This is a genomic window from Leuconostoc fallax KCTC 3537, assembly GCF_000165675.1.
In the GTDB taxonomy this organism is placed as follows: Bacteria; Bacillota; Bacilli; order Lactobacillales; family Lactobacillaceae; genus Leuconostoc_B; species Leuconostoc_B fallax.
In genome coordinates this window covers 18,144-43,356 of record NZ_AEIZ01000023.1, presented here as the reverse complement: position 1 = coordinate 43,356, position 25,213 = coordinate 18,144, and the positions used below count along the sequence as shown (strand labels likewise).

Sequence of the window (25,213 nt, the reverse complement as noted above, 5' to 3'; positions counted from 1 at the left end):
ATATATAAGGAGGTGTCTCTATGGCAGCACCCATTGTTGCAATTGTAGGTCGCCCGAATGTTGGTAAATCAACTATTTTTAATCGTATGGCCGGTGAACGTATCGCCATTGTGGAAGATTTACCTGGTGTAACGCGTGATCGCTTGTATGCAAGCGCGGACTGGTTAAACTATGATTTTAAAATTATTGATACCGGTGGTATAGAAATTGGTAATGAACCATTTTTGTCAGAAATTCGTGGACAAGTTGAAATTGCCTTAGAAGAAGCTGATGTCATCGTAATGGTAGCATCTGGTCGTGAAGGATTAACAGAAGCCGATGAAGTTGTCGCTAAGTTGCTTTATAAAACAGACAAACCTGTTGTTTTGGCAATCAATAAAGTTGATAATCCAGAAATGCGCGCTGATATTTATGAATTCTACGCGTTAGGTCTGGGTGATCCTTTCCCTATTTCAGGTTCGCACGGTCTAGGATTGGGTGATTTACTAGATGAAATTGTTAAGCATTTCCCCGACGAAGCTGCCGAACAAGAAGATGATGCGATTCGTTTTAGCATTATCGGGCGTCCAAATGTTGGTAAATCTTCTATCGTTAATGCGATTTTAGGTGAAGAACGTGTTATTGTTTCTGACATTGAAGGTACAACACGTGATGCCATTGATTCACGATTTATGACAGCTGATGGTGATGAATTCGTCATGGTTGATACGGCTGGTATGCGTAAGCGTGGTAAAGTCTATGAAAACACTGAAAAATATTCAGTATTACGTGCTTTGAAAGCAGTAGACGAAAGTAATGTTATTTTGATGGTAATCGATGCCGAAGCTGGCATTAGAGAACAAGATAAGCACGTGGCTGGTTTCGCTCATGAAGCGGGTCGTAGTATGATTATTGTTGTTAATAAGTGGGATGCCATTGATAAAAATACAAAAACTATGCAAGAATTCGAAGAGACCATTCGTACTGAATTTAAGTTTTTGGATTATGCACCAATTGTGTTTGTTTCAGCCAAAACAGGACAACGGTTAGACCGTTTACCACAACTGATTAAAGACGTTGATGCTAACCACCGTAAGCGTATCTCGTCATCTACACTGAATGATGTGATTATGGATGCAATTGCCGTTAACCCAACGCCTAGTGATAATGGTCGCCGATTAAGGGTATATTATGCAACGCAAGTTGCGATTCAGCCACCAACATTTGTTATTTTTGTCAATGATGTTGAATTAATGCATTTTTCATATGAACGTTTCTTAGAAAATCAAATTCGTGATAGTTTCGATTTCAGTGGAACACCTATTAAATTAATTATCAGAGCGCGAACATAAACTTTACAAATAGTTAACTTTAAGATGACACAAATATTACGAAAACGCTAAAACCCTTGTAATTACTACACATTTGGCTGTTCTTGTGATAATCTAATTACATGAAATAACGTTTCGACGCATTTCATCATCGCGTGGCGATAAATAAACTCCTAAGGAGAAAGACATGGCTAATAAACAAGAATTAGTAGATTCAGTAGCGCAAGCAACTGGTTTAACAAAAAGGATGCTACTGCAGCAGTTGACGCAGTATTTTCATCAATCGAAGCTTCATTAAAGAAGGGTGACAAAGTTCAATTAATTGGATTTGGTAACTTTGAAGTTCGTTCACGTGCTGCTCGTAAGGGCCGTAACCCTCAAACTGGTGAAGAAATTGATATTCCTGCATCAAAGATTCCTGCATTTAAGCCAGGTAAAGCATTGAAAGATGCTGTTAAATAATCAATAGCCTTATACAACAAGGTTTCATAAGGTTTTTGGGGAACTTTGGGGAAATGAGTAATCTATTCCTTGATATTGTCCAATACACTAAGAGCAAGCTCACGTTGAGTTTGCTCTTTTTCTTTGAGCATATGACTGTAAATGCTATGTACTTTAGTTATGATTTTAATATACTCATCCACCAGCTCTTAAGTCAAAATCAGACGGATTTAATGCTAGTAATTCTCCTAATCGTGCTCCAGTTTCAATTGCTAATAAAATTAATAGATGAAATTTATCAAATTTATTTATTTCGGAGTAAAGATAATTTTGTAACTTCTCGAAATCAGTCGCATTCAAATAGTTTTGAATATGTATTTCTCGTTTAGCACTAACAGCTTTAACTCTACCAAATATATCACGATCAATGTATCCATCAATGTATGCGTCTTTTAAAGCGCTTTTAATCGTCATAGTGATGTTTTTAGTAGTATCTAGGGATGAGTGTGTTCCTAAACAAAGAAACACGTTCTTGGACGATTACTGGGGTTAATTACTCAAACATGTTCTGGAAATTCCTAGACATTGAACAGTTAACTGATAGTTGCAACCTAACGAATGTTTTTGCAAAAGGATCCTATTGCTTCTTTGACACGTATAAATACACGTGTTATAATTATTGTATTGAAAGGAGCAATCATGGTTGAGTACAATTTCAAAAAGCTATCCAAAATGGCTAAAACTAAAGGATTTGAAGTTGTTCGAATTAAGGGCAGTCATCATCAGTTTCTTAATAAGACAACGCGTGAGTTGGTAACTATTCCAAATCATGGTAACAATCCTATAGCCAAAGGGACGGCACAGAAAATAATCAAAGCTTTAGGCTATAAATAGCCTGGTTTTGTTGTACTCAAGATTGAAGGGTGATAAATATGAAATACGTTTATTATGCTACTTTGTATCACGACGACGATGCTATCGGTGTTAAATTTCATGATCTACCAAGTGTCAATACATTTGGAGCGGATGTTGTTGAAGCTTCAGATATGGCGAAGGATGCTTTAGAAGGTTACTTGTTGGTTGCTGAAGACGAAAATATAAAATTACCAAAGGCAACAGATGCCTTGGATATACAAGTTAACAAAGGAGAAGCGTTGTTAGCCGTCCAAGTAAATACGTCTATTGTGCGCGAAAAAGAAGATAATAAATTAGTCAAGAAGACCCTAACAGTTCCGGCATATGTTGATAGAGCTGGTCGAGAGGCTGGTTTGAATTTTTCACAAGTATTATCTGATAGCATCAAGCACAAGTTGCAATTAAGCTAATGCAATTAAGAATGTAGAATATTTTTCTTATTTGTGGATAACTCGACCCCTCAATATGGTGGTACTATTTTGGTACTTTTTACCTAAAGAATGGTGGTAATATTGTAATATCGAAAAGAGTCATACAAAAATATGTGTGGCTCTTTTTATTTGCGTATCATTATTCAGAGGATAACTGATTATGAGTGATGAATATGGAAACTATATAACTAAATAAATGAGAGGGCTCCTATATTATTGTGGTTTTTATTGGATTGTTTGCACGGTTAGTTTCTTAATTTGGCATAATAATTTTGTTGTTTAACGTTTCCCAGTAGTAGACTTCATGCTATTGGAGATGAGAAAATGCAGAGAAATTTTTAAAATATTTATTGGTAACTATAGTTGTGCTTATTGTGATGGTTATATTGATTACAGAGCAATATTATAACTGGTTTCCAACATCAAATTATGGTGGAGACTGGTTGGGATTTTGGTCTAATATAAGTGGTAGTATTATTGGTGTGATAGGTGCTACTATGATAGCTCTTTGGCAAGCTGACAGTAGTTTTAAGAAAGAAAAACGTTTGGAAAGTTGGTCTCAGTATTTAAAAGATTTTATCGAACCACTTTATAACATTGAGCTTAATATAAACAACGATAATGGATTATTTGTTAAAACAAATTTACCTGATCAGTTGGATCAAGATGATTATTATGCAGATATTTATAGTGGGTTCGACCAACAAATAGCTAAAATGAATAATTGGTTTTATGCTGATTTAATGCTTAAAGAGATTCGTTACATGGAATTGGAAAATAGAGATTCTAATTTAGACAGATACATTGATAATCTTAAAGAGGAAACAGAGAAATTAAAAAATCATCTAGTATATTATTATTCCCAACAACAAAGATTTATAAATCAAAAAATATTGGAAGATCTTAACTATGAGCGTCATGAAAAGAATGTCGAACGTGCATATTTATCTTCATCCGAACAAAAGCTTTATGATAACTATCATGAAGCTTATGAAGAAGTTGAAAATACTTCAGAAAATATTATCAAATTGGTTATGAATATAAAGAATAAACTTTAAGAAGGTAGTAAATCGAATATATTAAATTAAATGATTGTACTTAGTGATGTGATATTCATAAATAATTTATTATAAAGTGTTTAAAGATTAGCGCATAAGCGCTTTTTATTTTGCACAGAAATAAGGAAGTGAGAAGTAAGTAAAATGATTAATGCAATTTGGAGTGGTGTGATATTTATGTCTGGATTAGTTGTGTTTTTGGCTTTAGCTGTGCTATGTGTGCTTGTCGTTAAAGGTATCATCATTGCTATAAAAGCGTGAACACGTTTTATTTTGCATACCATTAAGAGGTTGGAAAAATATTTCATTTGGTATAAATCACGAGAGAATAAGCGTTTATCATAAATTATTTTGGATAAACGTTTTTTATTTTGTGACAAAAATAAACATCTACTATCAAAAAAATGTAGAGAGAAGATCAGATTGGACAAATTAACAACAAAACAGAAACGCTTTTGTGAAGAGTACGTGAAACTTGGGAATGCGACTAAAGCCTATCAAGTTGCAGGATTAAAAGAAGTTAAATAGAAACTAAAAACGCCTCGCTTAATTGCGGGGTGCTTTTAGTTTCTATTTTTTAAGAGAGAATATCATTTTCGGAAACGGGTATGTGATAGTTCTTCAATACATTCAAAATAGTAGCTTCATCTATACCAAGTTTAGTTAGTATAGTTATATAAACTAGCCAATCTAAATTAATTACTAATAGAGTTAAGCGTACATCATTTAAAACAAAGTTAGATTCTGAGTGTATGCCATGCACCAAAAAATCTCGGGTTGTCTTAGTGGCCTTTACGAAAAAATCTTTTTTATCGGTGGATGAAAAAATAGAGATCGAATTTTTGGAGGTATCTCATCTATAAAACGAGAAAGTTTATCTTTGAAATTTTTTATTAGTTTATTATTGGTAGTATATGTAGCATTTCTATAATATATATCTATAGCGTTACTATAAGATAGAAGAGAATTTTCCACAACTAGATTTCCATTAATATTCATGAGGAAACTATTAATCATAACGTTGAGTTCAAACGACTTTGATAAATAATTAGTTAAATACTTTTGAAAGTCAAAACCGCTTTGAATATTCTGGTAAGATAATGGCTCTCGAATGGAAGAGTAATCCGCTATGTCAGATTTATCTCCATGATGACTGATTACCGATGAGCTTATGTTAAGTTTTTCAGATTTTAAATCTTTTTGTATTTTGGAAATGTAAGAGGCATGGTGAGTTAAGATAATAATGAATTTGTTTATCTCCTCACTTATTGCTTCTAATTGCTCATCAGAACAGGTTGTAGGAAAAATTATTTTGAAAGTTAAACTATTGTATGTTGTAATAACATTTTGATTACGAGCATTTGTTTTATGAAATCGACTAGGGCATATTTCCAGTGAAAAATATAAATTTTTGTAATCAAAGCTTCCTACTGGGACATTCGGGCCAACTGTACTTAGGTTGTGGGGTGGGAAAAATTGATTAGTAAACCCCCAATAGACCAGAGAATTTATTGATATATAGGCATAGTTAGATGGGAAATCAAAGTTATCAGTTTTTCCAATTATCGATCTTATTTTTCAACATCATAGGAGGCTCTCTCTAATCCAGGAAACGAAGTTTTATAGTCTTTCATATAAAATTTATCTAAACGAATAATATTACCATTTTCTAGAAAACCATATATATATCCTTCGTTTGAGTATCTTAAAAGATTTTCGTTATTTATAATCACTCCTGAAGTAGGAAGAGTATAATCCACTTTTTCAATTTTACCTAAAATATTTAATTCTCCGACGCCATTTTTAATTAATAGTGTGCCAGATATTTTATCATCATCTAGTTGCTGAATGTTGGGAGTGTTTCCAAAAAGTCCTTGAATTTCAAGGCTGTCATCAAAAGTATAATTAGTAATATTGTCTTCCATCATGTAACATCCTCCATATATTAATTCAAAAGGTATTTGAACAATTCAATCAACTGGTGCCTTCATTCTATAATAGTGTGGAATTGAAAGCTAGATTATGAATTATATATCATGACTGCTATCAGAGTGACACAATTCAAATAACTACATGCACCTTTGAGAGATATGGCATTGTCCAAAATTCAGTCATTTTAATTTTCATAATTTATTTGCATTTCATAGCATAATTTGGGAAACTGGTAAAGGTCTAAAAACAGCATTAATATCTAAGTAATCTCAACAGGAATACCGGAGAATTTTTTGAAAAAAGCATTAATAATTATAAGATTTTATAGATGCTTTAATCATCAAAAACGCTTGTATAGAAATGTTTTGATGGCTTCAAGAATATGCCGTTAAATAAAGAATCTCGTTAAAAATAGTAGTGAATACGCTATTATGAGATGTTTTTCTAAATAAAGGGGCCAGAATATTTCTGGTTCTTTTTATTTGGAAAATAGATATCTGGAGGAATATATGACAGCAATCAATGATGCGAATAGTATGTTAAATGCAATTGAAAGCGGTGATTTAGTTAGCGCTCAGAACTATTTTAAAAAATCATTGCAGAATGATAGTGACGAACTCATCTATAATTTAGCTGAAGAATTATATGGCATGGGATTTACACATTACGCTAAAGAAGCCTACGAGCTTTTGTTAACGCGATATCCACAAGAAGATAGTATCCGTACAGCGTTAGCTGATATTGCAATTGATGACGGAGAAATTGATCATGCTTTAGAGTTACTATCACAAGTTAATCCTGAATCTGACGCCTATGTGTCATCCCTATTGGTTAAAGCTGATTTGTACCAATCAGAGGGCCTAAATGAAGCTGCTGAAAGTAGTCTACGTCGAGCACAGCAGTTAATGCCGGATCACGATATTATTCAGTTAGCATTAGCGGAATTCTATTTTGATATTCAGAGTTATCATCAAGCCATTCCTATTTATCGTCGTTTGATTATGCAAGGGACATTAGAAGTTAGCAAGATTGATATTGTAGCAAGACTCGGTGTCGCGTACGCACAAATCGGTAATTATGATAATGCCATTGGATACCTGGAACAAATTAAACCTGAAAATATTACACTGACAACACAGTTTCAATTAGCGGTTGTTTATTATCAAAATACGCAATGGCAAGATGCAATTGATTTATTTAATGACATTATTGACGTAGATCCCAAATATACATCTGTGTATCCGTTACTTGGAAAAGCTTATGAAAAACTAAATAAAATCGATGAAGCTTATCGAATCTATCAAGAAGGCCTTTCTCAAGATGAAACCAATTCACAGCTTTATCGTTTAGCTGGTATAACAGCGCAGAAGTTAAATGAGTTAGAATCTGCTGAAACCTATCTTGTCAAAGCTATTGCACTAGATGAAGCGGATACAATGGCCATCACATCATTAGCACAGGTACTTTTGCTTCAAGACCGTGCAGCTGAAGTCATCACACTTATTTTAGATCAGCAAGAAAATGATGTGATTGATAATAGTTTTTATTGGGTGCTCGCTAAAGCATACGAAATGACAGATGAATATGAAAAAGCAAGTGAAAATTATGATTTAGCATGGCCACTTTTGCAAAATAATACTGACTTTTTATTGGATGCTATGGCATGGTATCGAGAGAATGGCCAACGCGATATTGAAATTCAATCATTACAGCAGTACTTAAAACTTGTACCAGATGATATCGAGATGCAGTTGCGTTTGGCTGATTATGAAAATGATAGTATGTAAGATGAGTATATTTGCCTTGAACGAATAAGTTTTTGGTAGAATAGAATTAACGATAATGAATTGAGGTATTGATGTAAGATGGCAACGATAATACTAGCTGGTTTCAGAGGTAATATGGGCACAAATGTGATGCGCCTTATAGCAGATAACGATGATTTTGACTTGATTGGTGTTTATGATCCACATACAACATTCGATCGAACTGGAGCATTGGATTATACAGATAACCTAGATGTGCCCATCTATCATTCTTTATCATCAATAGATGTCACGAGTGATGTATGGCTGGATTTTAGTGTGCCAAGTGCGGTATTTGATAACGTCCATTACGCATTATCTCAAAATATCATCCCCATTGTCGGTACTACGGGATTAGATGATGCGCAGTTAGAGTCACTACAACATGTGGCACAGCAAAACCATATGGCCGGTCTCATTGCACCAAACTTTGGTCTATCTGCTGTATTGCTAATGCAGTTTGCGAAACAAGCAGCAAAGTATTTTCCAGACGTCGAAGTGATTGAGATGCATCATCCAGGTAAATTAGATGCACCATCTGGTACCGCAATTAATACTGCCAAGTTAATAGCAGAAGCACGACAATCATTACCCACAATAAACACAAATGCCACTGAAAGTATTGAAGGTGCTAGAGGTGGTAAAGTTGAAGACATTCATGTTCACTCTGTGCGACTACCGGGCTATGTTGCCCATGAACAAGTTTTGTTCGGTGGAAAGGGAGAAGCGCTGACTATTCGTCAAGATTCATTTGATCGTTCATCATTTATGACAGGTGTTGCTGTAGCAATACGCCACCGTGATCGATTAAACGGGTTAATGGTTGGCTTAGAAAATGTACTCGACTAAATCTATGAAAATTAAAAAATACCATCGGAATTTTTGATTGCAAGTCCGATTTTAAAAAAGCTGAATGAGGCGCACTTTGAAGCTTATTTTGTTGGTGGATCTGTTCGAGATACGTTGTTAGGACAGCCGATTCATGATGTTGATATCGCAACAAGTGCCTTTCCAGAAGAAGTAAAACGTATTTTTACGCATACCGTAGATACAGGTATTCAGCATGGCACAGTCATGATATTAGATCATGGTGAGGGTTATGAAATCACCACTTTTAGAACAGAATCAGGGTATACCGATTTTAGGCGACCTGATCATGTACGCTTTGTTAGAAGCTTATCAGAGGATTTAAAGCGCCGGGATTTTACGATTAATGCGCTTGCAATGACTAGAGAAGGTGAAGTGATTGATCTTTTTGATGGGCTAAATGACCTTAACGCCGGAATTATTCGTGCAGTTGGTGATCCTACAGAACGTTTTGGTGAAGATGCCTTGCGTATGATGCGTGCATTACGTTTCAGTGCACAATTAGGTTTTACCATCGAAGAACAAACGTGTCATGCCTTGGCAACGTTGGTGCCTAATTTGGAAAAGATTGCTGTCGAACGCATTCAGGTTGAGTTTGAAAAACTCATGATGGGAAAAAACGCAGCACATGCTATAGAGCTTGGGATAACGCATCAGTTATTCAACTATCTACCTAGCAATATGCGCCATTGGCGCTTGTCAATATGGCAGGATATACGTCATGATTTACTTGAAAACCAACCTGTCACAATAGCGGGCATATGGAGCTATTTGGCAGTGAAATCTGGTGAGAATAGTCATGAGGTTAACACGTTATTACGTGAATGGAAGTTGAGCCGTACAATTATGCGTACAACCACAGCTATTGTCCCTGTTGTATATCATATTCAAGCGGGTATAATTAAGGCGTGGGATCTATTCCAGGTTGCTGACTATCAAGACACATTGTTAGAGGTCTTAGCCTTGCTACCGATTCGTTCTGCTGTAATAGGCGAGGTTAAAAAATATTATCCGATTTACCTATTAAGCATGCCAATGAATTAACGATTAATGGTCAGGACTTAATGGCACATCACATTGTGCCGGCTGGTCCACAATTAGGTCAAATGTTAAGAAGAATAACAGAACAAGTTGTGACTGGTGAACTAATCAATGATCGACAAGTATTAATGAACTATGCAAGGAGATGGCGTGATGAACAAAATTAAAATGGTTTGGGCTGAAGATCAACAACATGCTATTGGTAAAGATGGCACAATTCCTTGGCATATAGCTGATGATCTTAAATTGTTTAAAGCAGAAACACTTAATACACTGACTGTTATGGGACGTGCAACATGGGACAGTATTGGCAGACCACTACCTAAACGCACGAATGTTGTTTTGACACGTCAGGAAACATGGCAATCAGGACATGAATCGGTTAAGGTGGTACATAGTGTTGATGAGGTCATTCAATTGTTTAAACAATGTGATCAAGATATGGCCATTATTGGTGGCGCTGAAATCTTTAAGCTATTTATGCCTTTTGCTGATGAATTAGTCATCACGCGTGTTCAGGCAACGATTAACGGTGATACGTTTGTCGATGATATTAATCGTGATGACTTCACGCTACAATCTCAAAAAAATTATGAAAAAAATGACAATAATGATTATGCATTTATTGTAGAACATTATTTAAAGAAGTGAAATTAGAGGGTATCTATGTCAAACATTAAAATTGTGACTGATTCTTCTGTGGCGTTAACGGCGGAAGAAGTAAAAACATATGGTATTTATATTGTACCTTTGTCAGTTCAAATAGATGGTACTGTTTATGAAGATGGTATAACAATTCAACCCAACGAGTTTTTGGAAAAAATGGCAACTAGCCAAAGCTTGCCGCAAACATCCCAACCAGCAATTGGTAAGTTCACGGCGGTGTATGATGAGATAGCACAGCAGTATCCGGATGATGAAATTTTGAGTTTACATTTATCATCACGTCTATCGGGTACCATTCATGCTGCCGAACAAGCTGCCGCTCTGACTAACGCTAAAGTTACTACCTTTGATACATTATCAACAGACCGCGGACAGGCTTTTATGGTCATCGAAGCTGCTAAAATGGTAGCAAAAGGTGCAACCATGACTGAAATTTTGGATAAGTTACTGGAAGTCAGGAATCAAACACATATTTTCTTGAGCTTTACGTCATTGAATAATATGGTAGCCGGTGGTCGCCTGAGTAAAACACAAGGTATGATTGGTAATTTACTGAATATTAAGGTTGGCGCTGGTGTTGACAAAGAAGGTGCAGTCGAAGTACTGGCAAAGGGTAGAGGGATGAAAGCCATTGCCAAGTTTCATGACAGCGTTATTGATGGTATGAAAGCATATTCAGAAGTTATGAGTATTGGTATCTCTCATGCCGGCATACCAGAAGTAGCTGAAAAGATGGCGGCACGCTTGCAAACACTTTTTCCTGAGACACCGATTGTAACGCAAGTAACAACGCCTATTGTTTCAACACATACAGGTGCTGGTGCGTTAGCCATTATTTATCGTGCACGTTGAATTCAGTTATCTTAAAACGACCACCTCTGGTCGTTTTTTATTGTATAATAATGCTTTGCTGACTATAGTAACAGGAGCGTAAGTATAGGATGCGTTTAAAACATTATCTAAAGTATATTATTTATAGCCTCATTGCGATTAGCATTGTAGGTACTGGAACCTTTTATTTATGGCAGTATGTTAAGCCAGCTGAACCACCACATAAAATAACAAAAATAAACTTGCTTACAATTGGTGATTCACTGACTGAAGGTGTCGGTGATCAACAACATGAGCAAGGTTATTCTGGTAGAATTACCAGGGAGTTGAAATCTCATTACCATTTACCGGTTAAGACAACTAATTTTGGTAAAGCAGGAGATCGTTCAGATCAAATTAGATCACGAGTGCTAGCACAAAAGAATATTCAACGTAAAATTAGTCAGTCAAATATAATTGTGTTGACTGTCGGTGGTAACGATTTACAACAAGTATTATTGAAAAATGCAACCGTCAAGACGCCACAAGCATTAACTGCTTCGGTAAATTCATCGACAAAAACATATACTCGCCATCTTCAACAATTGTTCACTACTGTGCGATCATTTAATGCCGATGCACCAATCTTTATTTTTGGTAATTATAATCCAGTTTATGTTTATTTTGCGAATCGGGCAGATTTAAATCAAGATGTTAAGTTGTATAATAATATTAATCAGCAATCCACGCGACAAGTTAAAAAAGCATATTATGTTGATATCTTTGATTTAACATATGGACAATATACAACATCAAAATTGCGAAAAGAATTGACCAATACATCAGCAATTTCCATGCAAACATTATTAAGTGATACACACTCTGATGTACATAATGATTATATTAGTGATGATGATCATTATCATCCTAATAGTCGTGGATATGATTATATGACGCGTCAATTGTTGCAAAGAATAAAACAAAAGGAAATAGTATGGATCAATCAGCGTTAAAGCGAACCGCAATAACTCAAAAGCAAAAATCTAAATGGTTTTGGGCTTTTTGGGCATTGGTTGTAGTGCTTGTAGTCAGTTTTAGTTTTGCTATGATTATGGCTAATAAACCTACCAAGCTTACCGATACTGCTTCTAAATTACAGAGCAGTCAGGCAACTTTTGATGTTACCTTAAACAAACAACAAATTAATGCTTTAGCTGCGCACTATCTCAATGAATCAGCACCGGAAGGGTATCATTTTCGTATCGATGACCATATTATGCTTTATGGTTCACTAAATATGCTCGGGCAAAAATTAGATATGGGGATGACCTTTGATCCTGAAGTCACCAAAAACGGAAATATTATTTTGAAAACTAAGAAATTAGCCATCGGTCGCTTGCCACTACCCACTAAAACGGTTTTGAGTTATGTTAAAGCAAGTTATGATGCGCCGAAATACGTGACAATTCAACCAAACAAGCAGCAAATTTTTATCAATATGTCAAAATTACCCGTTGTCCAAGATATGGCATTTAGAGCGAAAGTCATTGATATTCAACATGATCAATTTGTATTTGAGGGAGGGGTAGCTAAATGAATCATCAACGTTCATTCTATCAGTGGTTGATGACACAAAGAAATGTTGTGTCAGCCAATGAAATTCAAGAATTTGCAAATCATGCATTTTTAGATAGTGATTTTCCAAAGCAGAGTACCGACTTTGATGAATTATCAAAGTATTTAGAAGAAACTGCAACATACTTAGTTAGTATGACAATATTCGATGAAGCGTGGCAAGAATTCCAGGCGAATCGATAAACACATTGGCGTTAAGGTAATAAGGAGATCTTTATGGCACAAATAATACAATGGTTCCCTGGACATATGGCCAAAGCCTTTCGCTTAATGCGAGAAAATCTAAAATTAGTTGATATTGTTTTTGAGTTAGTAGATGCGCGTATTCCAGAAAGTTCACGTAATCCTGAAGTGGATAAGTTAATTGGTAAAAAGCCAAGATTATTAATCATGACCAAGGCAGATTTAGCTGATCCTGAACAGACACGACTTTGGAAAAAACATTTTGAGATGCAAGGCTACACAGTACTGGTGTTGGATACGCGTGACCCTAAAACACCTCAACTTGTCACGAAAGCTGCAAGAGAGGCGTTAAAAGCTAAGAAAACAGCACAGCTAGAAAAAGGCATCGTTGATCAGCCTATTCGAGCACTCATTGCTGGTATCCCTAACGTTGGTAAGTCGACGTTACTTAATCATCTCATTAAAAAGAATGTGGCACCAACTGCTGATCGACCGGGTGTTACAAAAAAGATAGCTTGGCTAAAAACCTCAACCAAGCTTGAATTATTGGATTCGCCTGGCGTTTTGTGGCCAAAATTTGAAGATCAAGCTATTGGCTTAAGATTATCATTAACAGGTGCTGTCAAAAGTACTATTTTTGCTAAAGATGATGCGGCATTGTTTCTGCTTAAATTTTATCGGGATTACTATCCTGAACGCATTATTGCACGATATCATTTGCCAGATAATGCTTTTGACCAGAGCGATGTTGATGTATTACTGCTGATTACACAAAAGCTTGGATTTAAAGATGATTACGATAGAGCGAGTGAACGTATTCTAAATGACTTAAGAAAGGGTAAGCTGGGTACTTTTACTTTAGATTTAATTGAGGCGCAGTCATGAGCGAATCAATTAGTGAAATTAAACAACAGCTTAAATTCATCAATGATCCAACAGATCAACGTTTAGCAGAGTGGTCGCAGGATACAAGAAAAGGTGTGCAAACAGCTGTTTCAAGCTGGCATAAACGCCAAAAACAATATGCACTGAAGCAAGTGGCATTTCAAAAGCGTTTTGATATTGAGAAACAGTATTGGGCTAAAGGACTCGTGAATGTCGCTGGGATTGATGAAGTGGGTCGTGGCCCATTAGCCGGTCCAGTCGTTAGTGCGGCAGTTATTCTACCACATGATTTTAACCAAGTTGACGTGATTGATTCGAAACAGTTAAGCGCGGACAAACGTGATCGTTTATATGATGTGATTATGGCTGAGGCATTGGCGATTGGTATTGGGCAAGTTGATGCTGAGACAATTGATGCTATTAATATTTATCAGGCTGCTCGGCTGGCAATGACTCAAGCTGTTCAACAGTTAAGTATTCCGGTTGATGGTCTGCTCATTGATGCGATGCAACTTGACCTTGATTTACCCCAAGAATCTTTGATTAAAGGTGATGCGCGTAGTAATTCGATTGGGGCAGCAAGTATTATTGCCAAGGTAACGCGTGATCGTCTCATGGCAGAATATGGTAAAAGGTATCCTGCTTACGGCTTTCAACACAATGCAGGGTACGGCACTAAAGAACACCTAGTAGCAATTGAAGAATACGGTATTACACCGCTTCATCGTAAGACATTTGCGCCAATTAAGAATATGATATAGTTTTGTGATTGTGGTTCGTATGATATCTGAGAGGGAAAATCATGCAACGCAATCATTTTTTATTAATGCTCCATTTAACAAAAGGGATCGGTTCAGCAGCGGAAGCAAAAATTATTGCTGCAATAACTCATGACCAAGCACCTAAACGTTATCCTTGGTCCGTGTATGCATTATGTCAGATTTTACAAATCAATCCTAATAGTAAACAGGCACAAAATATAACCTACGCCTATCAACAGCAGTTAAACCAAAATATATTCCCCATAGATGTTGATTACATCACTTATTTTGATGAAGCCTATCCTATACAATTACGCGAAATTTTTGAGCCACCCCTAATTCTTTTCTATCAAGGACACTTGGCAGCGCTTAAATTACCGAATTTAGCGATTGTAGGAACGCGAACGGCTACTAACTATGGCTATCAGGCATTGCAGCATTTATTACCAGATGTTGTACATTCAGGAACTGCTGTAATATCTGGCTTAGCCAAGGGCATTGATACCATGGCACATCAAATTACTTTACGTCGCGGTGGTGTGCCGATTGCTGTGATTGGCACAGGAATTGATCAATTCTATCCTGCAAGTAATCGACAATTACAGTCGCAAATTGCGCGCAGTGGCTTGGTACTTAGTGAATATGCACCAGGATGTGGCCCGTATCGTAGCCATTTTCCTGCACGGAATCGTATTATTGCTGGACTTTCTAGTGTGACATTGGTTGTGGAAGCCAAAATAAAATCTGGCAGCCTAATTACAGCTAACAGTGCATTGCAAAACAACCGCGAAGTATTGACTATTCCGGGCCCAATTTTTGCGGAAAACAGTCAAGGAACGAATGAATTATTAGCTTTAGGTGCTAAGCCAGTGGTAAAATCAAAGGATATCTTAGAAAGTATACAAATTTTTGATAGCATTTGATATGCTATATATGATATCTTGTAATCTATATTAAAAATGTAGAAATAAAATTTGAGGCATACTGAATTGGTAGAAACTAAAAAGAAAGCTACTAAAAAAGAAAAACGAGTAAAGTTAAAAAAATCTTGTTATTGTTGAAAGCCCGTCAAAGGCCAAGACAATTGAAAAATATTTGGGGCGAAATTATAAAGTTATTGCAAGTCTAGGTCACGTAAGAGATTTACCAAAGTCAACATTAGGTGTTGATGTGGAAAATGACTACGAACCAAAATATATTAATATTCGTGGTAAAGGAGAGGTGATTAAGGGATTGCGTAAGGAAGCTAAAGCTGCTAAGTCAGTATATTTAGCTTCCGATCCGGATCGTGAGGGTGAAGCCATTGCTTGGCATTTACAACATATTCTAGGCTTAGATCCAGAACAGTCCAATCGTGTTGTATTTAATGAAATTACTAAAGATACGGTCAAAAACGCCTTTAAAACACCACGAAATATCAATCAAAATCTAGTGGATGCGCAACAAGCGCGACGCATTTTGGATCGGCTAGTGGGTTATTCAATATCACCTATCCTATGGAAGACGGTTAAGCGTGGATTGTCTGCAGGACGTGTACAGTCTGTTGCACTAGGGTTAATCATTGCACGTGAACGCGAAATTCAAGCTTTCCAACCGGAAGAGTATTGGACGTTAGATTCTGAATTTAAAAAACAGCGTAGTAAGTTTAAAGCTAGTTTTTATGGATTTGATGATAAAAAGCAACCCCTTCCTGATAATGAAGCCGTGCAACAGGTACTGCAAAAGTTAGACCGAAATGCTGATTTTGATGTGACGAATGTCGTTGCCAAGGAACGTCGTCGAAAGCCACAACCACCATTTACCACATCTACAATGCAACAAACGGCTAATACGCAGTTAAACTTTAAAACGCGTAAAACGATGATGGCAGCACAGCAGTTGTATGAGGGCATTAACTTAGGTAAAGGCATTGGCCAAGTTGGGCTAATTACTTATATGCGTACCGATTCGACACGAATTTCAAGTATTGCTAAGAATGAAGCAGCACATTATATTCATGAAGAATGGGGCGCAGAATACGCTGCAACAAAACCGGTACAGGGTAAATTGCAAGAAGGCGCACAAGATGCTCATGAAGCCATTCGTCCTACTAGTGTTGCGCATACACCACAATCGATTAAAGATAAACTAACGCCAGATCAGTTCAAACTCTATTCTTTGATATGGTCACGATTTGTAGCGAGTCAAATGACGCCTGAAGTCTTGGATACAATGGCTGTCACAATTGAGCAAAATGGCATTATTTTCCGTGCCAATGGTTCAAAGACAAAGTTTGCTGGATTTACTAAAGCTTACCCAGCGGCTAAAGAAAAGCACAACCAATTACCAGAACTAGCAGTTGGTGATAAAACCAATCTGGCTAATATTAATCCGGAGCAACACTTCACGCAGCCACCTGCTCGTTATTCTGAAGCGACTTTAATTAAAGCACTAGAAGAAAATGGCGTTGGTCGTCCATCAACCTATGCGCCAACTTTAGACACGATACAGCGTCGTAATTATGTACGTATTGATGCCCGTAAATTTGTACCAACTGAACTAGGTGAAATTGTTCAAACCATTGTTGAAGATAATTTCCCTGATGTAACGAATATGAAGTTTACTGCTGATGTTGAACATGAGTTGGACGAAGTAGAAGAGGGACGAAAACAATGGGTGCCCGTGATTGATTCATTCTTTCAACCGTTTGATAAGGAAGTCAAAAAGGCTGAATCATCTCTTGAAAAAATTATTATGCATGATGAATTGGCGGGTATGGATTGTGAAATTTGTGGTGCGCCAATGGTTGTTAAAATGGGACGTTATGGCAAGTTCCATGCCTGTTCCCGTTTTCCAGATTGCCGTAATACTAAAGCGATTGTTCAAGAAATCGGGCTGGTATGTCCTAAATGTCATAAGGGACAAATTATCCAGCGTAAAACAAAGCGTGGCCGAACATTTTACGGTTGTTCCCGATATCCAGATTGCGATTTTGTGACTTGGGATAAGCCAACAGAAAAAACTTTACCAGATGGCACAACACCTAAAGATGAAACGCCAGCTGATACATCTGATACACAAGAAAAGTAAATAAAAAGTTTCCTGTTCATATGTATGAGGACAGGAAACTTTTTAATAACTACAATATTATTTTGAAAAAGAAAAGTATTTCTTTCGAGGTCGAAGATAACTAAAGCCTTCACCATGTTGCTCTTGTGTATTAATAATAGAAACAAATGCTTTTGGATCAACTTCTTCAATGATACGTCGCATGGTTTGGACCTCTGATGGTGCAATAACAGCGTAGACAACACGTTGCTCACGATGCGTGTAACCGCCTTCGGACTTTAATAGACTTGTACCACGTTCTAATTGTTCCATAATTGCGTGCGCGATTTCTTCTGGATAATTTGTGAAAATAATACACGTTCGTGCAGGATAAGCACCTTGTTCCATAATATTAAGAAATTGTGCAAAGACAAATGAGGCAATCAGCGTATACATCATATGTAAGATATCAATATAAATGAGTGAAGCAATTAAAACGATGGCATCCAAAAAGAACATTGTTTTACCAATTGGAATACCCAATCGTTGTTCTACAATACGCGCAATCACATCGGTACCACCAGATGTACCACCAAAACGAAAAACAATACCTAAGCCAACACCCGCTGCAATACCTGCAAGCAATCCGGCAATTAGCATATCGTTATTGAGCATAGGTGGCATTGGTACTTTTTGCCAAAACCAAAGCCAGCTCGACAGAGATAAAATACCTAACAATGTATAGATGAGGGAGCGTTTGCCAAGTAATTTAAAGCCCAGTAATAAAATTGGAATATTGAGAATAATTGTCGTGTAAGCAGGGTTAAACTTAAAAAGTGCATATAATATTAAAGTGACACCAGATATGCCACCTTCGGCAAGTTGATTTGGAATATTAATATTAACTAGACCCCAAGCATATAGTGCTGTTCCGACAATAATCATAATAAAATCAATAACACGTAAATCTTCTATATCTTGTTTTGCTTTCATATTTTCACCTCAAAAATAATAGTCATATTGTACCAAATTAATTGTAATACTCGTACGTTTTATTAGAGTCGTTTTTGCTTTTTGTATTTTGGTATAATATAGTGATAAAGGATGGTATTATGACAAAAGATAACCAATTACAACGTTCTCGTAGACGAAAAAAGTCTCACCCCGTACGCAATACGTTCTTTGCACTCGTTGCCATGCTAATTATTGGGCTTGCTGGGTTCTCTTATTATATGTTTACCCATTCTTCGAGTCCGTCAACGCCGATTGCTGCAAAAAATTCAAATTCAAAAGTTATAAATGAAACAATCGATTCATCTGGTAACGGATCTACTTCTGATCAGGATACAGAGTCATCAAGTAGCAGTTCTGAGTCTTCTCAAAGTAGCAGTAGTTCTTCCTCTAGCCAAAGTAGTTCAAGCTCTTCTAAAACAACGGGTGATTCACAAGCCCTAGTGGGAAAGTCTATTTCAGAAGCGATTGAATGGGCTAAAGCTAATGGTCGTTATTACTCTTGGCGCATTGAATCCAATGACAGTAATGCTAAAGTTGTGTCAGTTAATGATAATGGCAGTAGCATTAGTTTTGTTGCAAAATAAACCAGGAGGTTTTTATTTTGCCTAAAAAAGTACTCACAATAGCTGGTTCTGATTCTTTATCTGGTGGTGGCTTACAAGCCGATTTGGCGACATTTAACGAATATGGGTTGTTTGGATTGAGTATTATTACTAGCATTGTGACGGTGATTGATGATGCTGTTGATATTCATGTTGTACCACTAAATGTATTATCACAACAACTATCTTCAGTATTGGTCTTATCGGACATTGCGGCTATCAAAATTGGCTTTGTACCTAATATTGAAGCGATTGAATTAATAGCGCAACGACTAAAACATGTGACAATACCGATTATTTTAGATCCAGTCATGGTTTTTAAAGAAACAAATCGGACTGAGATGCAGGGCTTATTGCGCGCTATTCGAGAACAATTAGTACCGTTAGCAACAGTCGTTACGCCTAACTTAATTGAAGCAGAACTTTTGGCAGATCAGAGCATCGAAACGCTGGACGACATGAAACATGCAGCCCAACAGATTAAAAGTGTTGCTGGGCAAACAATAGTGATTAAAGGTGGTAACCGCTTAGCTGGGCATGATGCTGTTGATGTGGTACTTGATGAAGATAATCGGTACTTCATTTTGAGTCAAGACAAAATTAAACAATCACTGCTTTGTAATAATGGTGCGGGTTGTACATTTGCTGCTAGTATTACAGCAAATTATGCCATTGGGGCCAATGCACAAGAAGCAATAACTAATGCTAAAGAATTTGTCTATCATGCCATTAAGCAAGGGATAACACTTAACCAAACATTACCAGTGGGGACAGTTTGGCCCGGCGCTAATCGGTATTGCCATGATAGTAGGACGAATCGTTGAATATCATTAATTATAATCTACTCGTATAGACGAGTAGTTGGAAAACAGTGGGCCGTATAGCTACTGTTTTTATTCATATTGATGTGTAGCAATGGAGTAATAAAATAATGATCACAGTTAATAGTGGCTGTAAGAAAATAAAAGATGATGAATTACAATGGTTGCTTCAGGCTTTGGCAGCTTATGATGTTGGTGCTTATTTTGAATCTACACAAGATGGTCATATGTGGTTAGCATATGGTGAATTAGATACATGGATAAAAGGAACAGGCCAGAAGAATTTTAAGCAATGGTATCAAGCATTGTCATCATTAGATGTTGCACACACTTGGATTTTTGGTGCGCAACAATTTTCGGATCAAAAACCATCTCATGGTCTAATGCAGGGACGATGGTTTCTACCAAAACTCGTGGTACACATAGATAGTAATCAGTCATTGCATTGGTATCAGTATAGTCGAACGCGTCAGACATTTGATTATGAGCAGTGGTTAGCACCATTTAGAACAATGACAGCATCTGTAAAGATTAAAAATAGTATTCTCACACAACAAGATGAACAAGATTGGCGCCAAAGGACTACCCAATTAATTGATACTTTGAAACAAACGCCAACGTTAAAGAAAGTCGTTTTTGCACGTCAACGTCATCTTCAGTTAGCAAGCAATTTATCCATTCCACGTATTATTAGTCGGTTAAAACAGCAGCAAGCGAATACTTATCATGTTTTGTTAAAATCAGATCATGAATGGTTTGTATCAGCAACACCTGAGCGGCTAGTTAAACTGGTGAATCATCATATCTATACCGCTGCAGTGGCTGGTACAATCCAACGTAATCAACAGTATAATCGGGACGAAGAATTAGCACAGCACCTCATGCAGGATACTAAGAATCGTGCTGAACATCAATTCGTGGTCCAACAAATTAATCAACAGCTAAAGGACTTAACTTTGACATTAAATGTACCGGATAAGCCTGTTATTTTACAAAATCAACAAGTTCAACATCTTTATACACCAATTAGCGGCATTAAACGACCCAAAGTGACCATTTTTGATTTTGTAGACAAGTTACATCCCACGCCCGCTTTAGGTGGTATGCCCACGACAACAGCATTGGCATACATTGAACAGCATGAAAAATATCCAAGAGGGATTTTTGCAGCACCTGTGGGCATTGCTAATCTGCAAGGAGATGGTGAGCTAGTGGTTGGTATCCGCGCAATGCATTTTGATAGTCAGACAAAACAGGCTAAATTATTTGCTGGGGCAGGGATTCTTCAAGATTCGTCTGCCGAAGAGGAATGGCGTGAGACAGATTTAAAATTTTTACCGATGCAACAATTAATCGAGGATATGTTGAATGACTGATGCACTAACGATCAATACAAAATATTTGCTTACGGCACTAATGCATAGTGGCGTTCGACATTTCGTCGTGTCACCCGGTTCCCGCAATACACCAATTGCTTTGCTGTTAGCTCAATTAGCTGAATCAGAAAAAATAGCGCTTTTTGTAGATGTTGATGAGCGCTCAGCAGCTTTTTTTGCTTTAGGTATTGCTAAAGTCACGTTAAAACCAGTGGTTGTGTTAGGCACTTCAGGAACAGCGATTACTGAATTTACTTCAGCCGTTGCTGAAGCATCTGTATCACATATACCATTAATTGTGTTATCCGCTGATAGACCGCAAGAATTACAAAACAATGGGGCGCCACAAACGATCTCCCAAACACATCTCTTCAGCCATTTTGTTAAACAAGATTTAGAACTCACGCTGCAAGATAATCATCCGGATGTGCCAGAATATATTGCATACGAAGTACAGAAGTTGATATATCAAGCTCAAATAGCACCTAGAGGACCCATTCATATTAATTTACCATTGAGAAAACCTTTGATGCCGGATATGAATGATGACACGCCGCTTCGCGTTAAACAGCTAACGTGGACGATGGCGCCCAATATTGTGCCACAAAATACTCTGGAAGCGTTACAGAATAAAAAGATTTTGTTGCTTTGCGGACCCAATGAGTCCGAGGATTATAGTGAATTACTGCGTAGTTTTTCTGAAAAATATCATATTCCTGTTATAGCAGATGTGTTAAGCCGGGTGCGTTATACGCATACTATTACTGGAATTGATCAATTCATTAAAGCAGATATCTTAAATGATGACGCTTTACCAGATATTGTTATTCGCTTTGGTGCAACGCCGATTGCTGGCCAACTATTAGGATGGTTGAAAAAGCATGAGGTTACCACTTGGTATGTCGGTGAAGACGCTGGTAATGACCATTCACGCCACGCTTCACATATTGTGCCCATAGCAGTGGCTAACTTTTTGGAACAGTTGACCCAAATTCAAAATAATAGCACGGTACAGTCAGAATTTTATACAGTATGGCAAACAATGAATCAAAAATATCAAAATCAATTGATGCACAATGTTGGTGAATTATCTTTAATTGATGCTATTGATCACTTTACCCATGATGCTCAACCAATATTTGTCTCTAATAGCATGCCAATTAGAGATATGGATAATTTCTTTCTTGGTCGCCATACACATAATATTTATGCTAATCGTGGTGCTAATGGCATTGATGGTGTTGTGTCGAGTGCAATGGGAATGGCAGCGACTAGTCAAGAACAAAGAAGCTTACTATTAATTGGTGATATTGCGCTCTTTCATGATATGAATGGCTTAATGATGGGGAAACAATATCAGTTACCATTAGATATTATTGTGACAAATAATAATGGTGGCAGTATTTTTTCATTTTTACCACAAGCACAACAACAAGAATATTTTGACACGTTATTTGGAACACCGTTAGGGTTAGATTTATCTCGTATTGCAATGCTGTATGATTTGACGTATGAAAAAATAAGTACAACACAAGGACTAGGCGATATTCTACGGCAGTCGGTTGTTGGTACCCGTATTATTGAATATAGTAGTAATAGACAAGATAATTATGAACAACACCAAGACTTTACTCAAATGCTAAGAGAACATTTCAATGAATGAACAGACATTAACAATCAATCATTATACATACAGCCTATGGCATCAAAAAATGATGATACAAATTACCAGTGGTTGTTACTACATGGCTTTATGGGAAGTTATCATGATTTCGATACGATAATAGCTGATTTGCCTGGCGAAATTATCGCGTTAAATCTCTTAGGCTTTAATACAACAGATACGGTAACTGATACTAGGCGATTTACAATGTCACAACAAATCATAGACATAGCAGCTATTCTGAAATGGTATGGTTGGGATGATGTCCATTTGCTAGGCTATTCAATGGGTGGTCGTTTAGCCTTGGGATTTGCTTTACAGCACCCGGAAATGCTTCGGCAATTAATATTAGAAAGTGCTTCCCCAGGTTTGACAGCGATAGCAACGCAAAAGCAACGGCGACAATTAGATCAACAACGAGCTGCCGCGCTCTTAGATGACTTTCCTTCATTTATTTCTAAGTGGGAACAATTGCCATTATTTGCAAGTCAATCGCGTTTACCCAGCCAATTGAAAGTTAAGATTCGGCAACAACGCTTAAACCAAAATCCAAATAATATGGCAACTTCATTAATTCAAATGGGAACCGGACAACAAGCCAATTATTGGCCGTCACTAGCTCATTTAGATGTAGCTACTACGGTTATTGTTGGCGAATTAGACCAGAAATTCCGACAGATTGGTTCTGATATGCTAGCACTGTTACCAAATGCACGATTATACTGTTTGGCGCAGGCTGGCCATAATTGCCATCTTGAGCGACCACAACAGTTTCTTGAAAGCGTATTAAATGACTTATAAAATTTCAAAAATAACATTATGGCCGATTGCATTGATGCTAAAGGCACCATTTCGTACAGCGCATAATACAACGCAGGAACGACCTTTAACGATTATTGCCATTGATGTTCAAGATATGAGCTCAAGGATCACAGTGACTGGGTATGGCGAAGTACAGTCCTTTGCTGATTGTGCCTATGCCCCTGAAAATCAACAGTTAAGTCGTCATTTACTTGCTCATCACTTCATCCCCGCATTAAAAGCTTACCAATTTTCAGATATTAAAGCGGTCACAAGCTATTTGCAACAAATCACACCATTTGGATCGTTTGCACGCGCAGGTATCGAAATGGCATTGTGGGATGCATTGGGTAAGCTACAGCACAAATCACTGGCACAGATGATTGGCGGTATACACCAGCGAGTACCTGTTGGTATTGCGATTTCCTTATTATCGGAACCGTCACAATTACTAACGCAAATTAAGCAAGCACATGCTATGGGTTATGAGCGTATTAAGCTCAAGGTAGATGCTAAGGCAACAGATTTTGATCAAATTAAGTGGCTCTTAGCACGATTTAAAACGCAACATTTTTCTTTAGATGCTAATAGTAGTTTCACGTTAACATCAGCGCAATCTTTATCACCATTAGACGCACCAAATCTTGACTTTATAGAACAACCTTTTGGTGTTCATGATTTTGTTCAGCATGCAACATTTCAGAGAATGTCTAATATCAAATTAAGTTTGGATGAGAGTATTAACGCCCTTGATGATATTCATACATCAATTGCTTTGTCGGCTAATCATGTACTAACGATTAAGCAAGGGAAAATAGGAGGGATCCAAACAGCCATTGAAGCGATTAGACTTGCCCAACAGCACCATGTTTTGCCTTGGATTGGCGGCATGTTAAGTAGCGGATTGGGTCGAGCAGTGGATTTGGCATTAGCTAGTTTACCGGGTATTGCATTTCCTGGTGATATATCAGATAGCCAACGGTATTTTGAGCAAGATATTATTCATCAGCGTTTGACCATTCACCACGGGCACATTAAGGTGCCAACAGAATATGGTATTGGCGTAACCATTGATGAAGCGATAATAAAGCAACACCTCACTGCCACACCACAAGTTTTTACAAGTTAGCATGAAAGCAGTTTCTTTGACACTTAAAAAGTACTGATGT

The 25,213-nt window shown here is 37.1% G+C and carries 25 protein-coding genes and 2 pseudogenes; 24 read left to right on the top strand and 3 right to left on the bottom strand.

Annotated features, from left to right (window positions below; translation table 11 throughout):
* Positions 1–20: 20 nt before the first annotated feature.
* Both der and hbs read left to right on the top strand, forming a co-directional pair.
* On the top strand, positions 21–1,331 hold the full coding sequence (gene der / locus LEUFL_RS0106820) for a ribosome biogenesis GTPase Der (RefSeq protein WP_010008396.1): 1,311 nt from the start codon (positions 21–23) through the stop codon (positions 1,329–1,331).
* Between the two features lie 166 nt (positions 1,332–1,497).
* Positions 1,498–1,772, top strand: a pseudogene (hbs, locus tag LEUFL_RS12685) (non-specific DNA-binding protein Hbs).
* A gap of 174 nt (positions 1,773–1,946) precedes the next feature.
* On the opposite strand, the gene LEUFL_RS0106805 reads toward hbs, so the two are convergent.
* Complete coding sequence (locus LEUFL_RS0106805; RefSeq protein ID WP_010008392.1) at positions 1,947–2,225, bottom strand: site-specific integrase; 279 nt, start codon at positions 2,223–2,225, stop codon at positions 1,947–1,949.
* A gap of 225 nt (positions 2,226–2,450) precedes the next feature.
* On the opposite strand from LEUFL_RS0106805, the gene LEUFL_RS0106800 reads away from it, so the two are divergent.
* The 4 genes from LEUFL_RS0106800 (at position 2,451) to LEUFL_RS13560 (ending at position 4,683) form a co-directional block, all read left to right on the top strand.
* The gene (locus LEUFL_RS0106800) at positions 2,451–2,645 is read left to right on the top strand and encodes a type II toxin-antitoxin system HicA family toxin (protein ID WP_029508700.1); all 195 of its coding nucleotides are present in this window, start codon (positions 2,451–2,453) and stop codon (positions 2,643–2,645) included.
* A 38-nt stretch (positions 2,646–2,683) separates the two neighbouring features.
* The gene (locus tag LEUFL_RS0106795) at positions 2,684–3,076 is read left to right on the top strand and encodes a type II toxin-antitoxin system HicB family antitoxin (RefSeq protein WP_010008390.1); all 393 of its coding nucleotides are present in this window, start codon (positions 2,684–2,686) and stop codon (positions 3,074–3,076) included.
* A 407-nt stretch (positions 3,077–3,483) separates the two neighbouring features.
* Complete coding sequence (locus tag LEUFL_RS0106790) at positions 3,484–4,155, top strand: hypothetical protein (RefSeq protein ID WP_141557422.1); 672 nt, start codon at positions 3,484–3,486, stop codon at positions 4,153–4,155.
* Between the two features lie 351 nt (positions 4,156–4,506).
* Positions 4,507–4,683 (top strand): terminase small subunit, encoded by a 177-nt coding sequence (locus LEUFL_RS13560; RefSeq protein ID WP_367114866.1) that lies wholly within the window; start codon positions 4,507–4,509, stop codon positions 4,681–4,683.
* A gap of 1,043 nt (positions 4,684–5,726) precedes the next feature.
* On the opposite strand, the gene LEUFL_RS0106775 is transcribed toward LEUFL_RS13560, so the two are convergent.
* Positions 5,727–6,083, bottom strand: a complete 357-nt coding sequence (locus LEUFL_RS0106775; protein ID WP_010008383.1) for a hypothetical protein — start codon at positions 6,081–6,083, stop codon at positions 5,727–5,729.
* A 501-nt stretch (positions 6,084–6,584) separates the two neighbouring features.
* On the opposite strand from LEUFL_RS0106775, the gene LEUFL_RS0106770 reads away from it, so the two are divergent.
* The 12 genes and pseudogenes from LEUFL_RS0106770 to topA all read left to right on the top strand — a co-directional run bounded on the left by LEUFL_RS0106770 (position 6,585) and on the right by topA (position 17,809).
* Positions 6,585–7,874 (top strand): tetratricopeptide repeat protein, encoded by a 1,290-nt coding sequence (locus LEUFL_RS0106770; RefSeq protein WP_436798219.1) that lies wholly within the window; start codon positions 6,585–6,587, stop codon positions 7,872–7,874.
* Positions 7,875–7,952: 78 nt separating this feature from the next.
* Positions 7,953–8,741 carry a 4-hydroxy-tetrahydrodipicolinate reductase gene (dapB, locus tag LEUFL_RS0106765; protein WP_010008378.1) on the top strand — a complete coding sequence of 263 codons (789 nt, stop codon included), beginning with the start codon at positions 7,953–7,955 and terminating at the stop codon, positions 8,739–8,741.
* 18 nt (positions 8,742–8,759) lie between these two features.
* Positions 8,760–9,967, top strand: a pseudogene (locus LEUFL_RS11905) (CCA tRNA nucleotidyltransferase).
* Positions 9,954–10,451 (top strand): dihydrofolate reductase, encoded by a 498-nt coding sequence (locus LEUFL_RS0106755; protein WP_010008374.1) that lies wholly within the window; start codon positions 9,954–9,956, stop codon positions 10,449–10,451. The pseudogene LEUFL_RS11905 and the gene LEUFL_RS0106755 overlap by 14 nt, the downstream one beginning before the upstream one ends.
* Before the next feature lie 15 nt (positions 10,452–10,466).
* Positions 10,467–11,318: a DegV family protein gene (gene fakB / locus LEUFL_RS0106750; protein ID WP_010008373.1), complete on the top strand. Its 852-nt coding sequence runs from the start codon at positions 10,467–10,469 to the stop codon at positions 11,316–11,318.
* A gap of 89 nt (positions 11,319–11,407) precedes the next feature.
* Positions 11,408–12,289: an SGNH/GDSL hydrolase family protein gene (locus LEUFL_RS0106745; protein WP_010008372.1), complete on the top strand. Its 882-nt coding sequence runs from the start codon at positions 11,408–11,410 to the stop codon at positions 12,287–12,289.
* Positions 12,271–12,873, top strand: a complete 603-nt coding sequence (locus LEUFL_RS0106740) for a YpmS family protein (protein ID WP_010008371.1) — start codon at positions 12,271–12,273, stop codon at positions 12,871–12,873. The genes LEUFL_RS0106745 and LEUFL_RS0106740 overlap by 19 nt, the downstream gene beginning before the upstream one ends.
* Positions 12,870–13,094, top strand: coding sequence for a YozE family protein (locus LEUFL_RS0106735; protein ID WP_010008370.1), 225 nt, complete (start codon positions 12,870–12,872; stop codon positions 13,092–13,094). The genes LEUFL_RS0106740 and LEUFL_RS0106735 overlap by 4 nt, the downstream gene beginning before the upstream one ends.
* Positions 13,095–13,127: 33 nt before the next feature.
* Positions 13,128–13,979: a ribosome biogenesis GTPase YlqF gene (gene ylqF / locus LEUFL_RS0106730; RefSeq protein WP_010008369.1), complete on the top strand. Its 852-nt coding sequence runs from the start codon at positions 13,128–13,130 to the stop codon at positions 13,977–13,979.
* The gene (gene rnhB / locus LEUFL_RS0106725; protein WP_010008368.1) at positions 13,976–14,740 is read left to right on the top strand and encodes a ribonuclease HII; all 765 of its coding nucleotides are present in this window, start codon (positions 13,976–13,978) and stop codon (positions 14,738–14,740) included. Before ylqF ends, rnhB begins: the two co-directional genes overlap by 4 nt.
* A 41-nt stretch (positions 14,741–14,781) precedes the next feature.
* The gene (gene dprA / locus LEUFL_RS0106720; RefSeq protein ID WP_010008367.1) at positions 14,782–15,663 is read left to right on the top strand and encodes a DNA-processing protein DprA; all 882 of its coding nucleotides are present in this window, start codon (positions 14,782–14,784) and stop codon (positions 15,661–15,663) included.
* Positions 15,664–15,835: 172 nt separating this feature from the next.
* Positions 15,836–17,809 (top strand): type I DNA topoisomerase, encoded by a 1,974-nt coding sequence (topA, locus tag LEUFL_RS0106715; protein ID WP_010008366.1) that lies wholly within the window; start codon positions 15,836–15,838, stop codon positions 17,807–17,809.
* A 57-nt stretch (positions 17,810–17,866) separates the two neighbouring features.
* Here topA and LEUFL_RS0106710 read toward each other — a convergent pair whose 3' ends face one another.
* The gene (locus LEUFL_RS0106710) at positions 17,867–18,760 is read right to left on the bottom strand and encodes a YitT family protein (protein ID WP_010008365.1); all 894 of its coding nucleotides are present in this window, start codon (positions 18,758–18,760) and stop codon (positions 17,867–17,869) included.
* A 119-nt stretch (positions 18,761–18,879) separates the two neighbouring features.
* Between LEUFL_RS0106710 and LEUFL_RS0106705 the strand changes: the two genes are divergently transcribed.
* The 6 genes from LEUFL_RS0106705 (at position 18,880) to menC (ending at position 25,173) form a co-directional block, all read left to right on the top strand.
* Complete coding sequence (locus LEUFL_RS0106705) at positions 18,880–19,365, top strand: hypothetical protein (protein ID WP_010008363.1); 486 nt, start codon at positions 18,880–18,882, stop codon at positions 19,363–19,365.
* A gap of 17 nt (positions 19,366–19,382) precedes the next feature.
* Positions 19,383–20,207: a bifunctional hydroxymethylpyrimidine kinase/phosphomethylpyrimidine kinase gene (locus LEUFL_RS0106700; RefSeq protein ID WP_010008362.1), complete on the top strand. Its 825-nt coding sequence runs from the start codon at positions 19,383–19,385 to the stop codon at positions 20,205–20,207.
* Positions 20,208–20,314: 107 nt separating this feature from the next.
* A complete protein-coding gene (locus tag LEUFL_RS0106695; protein WP_010008361.1) occupies positions 20,315–21,580 on the top strand; it encodes an isochorismate synthase in 1,266 nt (421 codons plus the stop codon).
* Entirely contained in the window at positions 21,573–23,243 is a 1,671-nt protein-coding gene (gene menD, locus LEUFL_RS0106690; RefSeq protein WP_010008360.1) for a 2-succinyl-5-enolpyruvyl-6-hydroxy-3-cyclohexene-1-carboxylic-acid synthase, read from the top strand. The genes LEUFL_RS0106695 and menD overlap by 8 nt, the downstream gene beginning before the upstream one ends.
* Positions 23,244–23,279: 36 nt before the next feature.
* Entirely contained in the window at positions 23,280–24,044 is a 765-nt protein-coding gene (gene menH / locus LEUFL_RS11900; RefSeq protein WP_010008358.1) for a 2-succinyl-6-hydroxy-2,4-cyclohexadiene-1-carboxylate synthase, read from the top strand.
* Positions 24,034–25,173: an o-succinylbenzoate synthase gene (gene menC, locus LEUFL_RS0106680; protein ID WP_010008356.1), complete on the top strand. Its 1,140-nt coding sequence runs from the start codon at positions 24,034–24,036 to the stop codon at positions 25,171–25,173. Before menH ends, menC begins: the two co-directional genes overlap by 11 nt.
* Positions 25,174–25,213 lie beyond the last annotated feature (40 nt).

What these genes read in the sequence shown, in the direction of transcription:
- LEUFL_RS0106805 (WP_010008392.1), bottom strand. Translation starts at nt 2,225, where the DNA reads ATGACGATTAAAAGCGCTTTAAAAGACGCATACATTGATGGATACATT.
- ylqF (WP_010008369.1), top strand. Translation starts at nt 13,128, where the DNA reads ATGGCACAAATAATACAATGGTTCCCTGGACATATGGCCAAAGCCTTT.
- fakB (WP_010008373.1), top strand. Translation starts at nt 10,467, where the DNA reads ATGTCAAACATTAAAATTGTGACTGATTCTTCTGTGGCGTTAACGGCG.
- LEUFL_RS0106705 (WP_010008363.1), top strand. Translation starts at nt 18,880, where the DNA reads ATGACAAAAGATAACCAATTACAACGTTCTCGTAGACGAAAAAAGTCT.
- LEUFL_RS0106745 (WP_010008372.1), top strand. Translation starts at nt 11,408, where the DNA reads ATGCGTTTAAAACATTATCTAAAGTATATTATTTATAGCCTCATTGCG.
- LEUFL_RS0106735 (WP_010008370.1), top strand. Translation starts at nt 12,870, where the DNA reads ATGAATCATCAACGTTCATTCTATCAGTGGTTGATGACACAAAGAAAT.
- LEUFL_RS0106795 (WP_010008390.1), top strand. Translation starts at nt 2,684, where the DNA reads ATGAAATACGTTTATTATGCTACTTTGTATCACGACGACGATGCTATC.
- menH (WP_010008358.1), top strand. Translation starts at nt 23,280, where the DNA reads ATGGCATCAAAAAATGATGATACAAATTACCAGTGGTTGTTACTACAT.
- dapB (WP_010008378.1), top strand. Translation starts at nt 7,953, where the DNA reads ATGGCAACGATAATACTAGCTGGTTTCAGAGGTAATATGGGCACAAAT.
- LEUFL_RS0106710 (WP_010008365.1), bottom strand. Translation starts at nt 18,760, where the DNA reads ATGAAAGCAAAACAAGATATAGAAGATTTACGTGTTATTGATTTTATT.
- rnhB (WP_010008368.1), top strand. Translation starts at nt 13,976, where the DNA reads ATGAGCGAATCAATTAGTGAAATTAAACAACAGCTTAAATTCATCAAT.
- menD (WP_010008360.1), top strand. Translation starts at nt 21,573, where the DNA reads ATGACTGATGCACTAACGATCAATACAAAATATTTGCTTACGGCACTA.
- LEUFL_RS0106775 (WP_010008383.1), bottom strand. Translation starts at nt 6,083, where the DNA reads ATGATGGAAGACAATATTACTAATTATACTTTTGATGACAGCCTTGAA.
- der (WP_010008396.1), top strand. Translation starts at nt 21, where the DNA reads ATGGCAGCACCCATTGTTGCAATTGTAGGTCGCCCGAATGTTGGTAAA.
- dprA (WP_010008367.1), top strand. Translation starts at nt 14,782, where the DNA reads ATGCAACGCAATCATTTTTTATTAATGCTCCATTTAACAAAAGGGATC.
- menC (WP_010008356.1), top strand. Translation starts at nt 24,034, where the DNA reads ATGACTTATAAAATTTCAAAAATAACATTATGGCCGATTGCATTGATG.
- LEUFL_RS0106800 (WP_029508700.1), top strand. Translation starts at nt 2,451, where the DNA reads ATGGTTGAGTACAATTTCAAAAAGCTATCCAAAATGGCTAAAACTAAA.
- LEUFL_RS0106695 (WP_010008361.1), top strand. Translation starts at nt 20,315, where the DNA reads ATGATCACAGTTAATAGTGGCTGTAAGAAAATAAAAGATGATGAATTA.
- LEUFL_RS0106755 (WP_010008374.1), top strand. Translation starts at nt 9,954, where the DNA reads ATGAACAAAATTAAAATGGTTTGGGCTGAAGATCAACAACATGCTATT.
- LEUFL_RS0106740 (WP_010008371.1), top strand. Translation starts at nt 12,271, where the DNA reads ATGGATCAATCAGCGTTAAAGCGAACCGCAATAACTCAAAAGCAAAAA.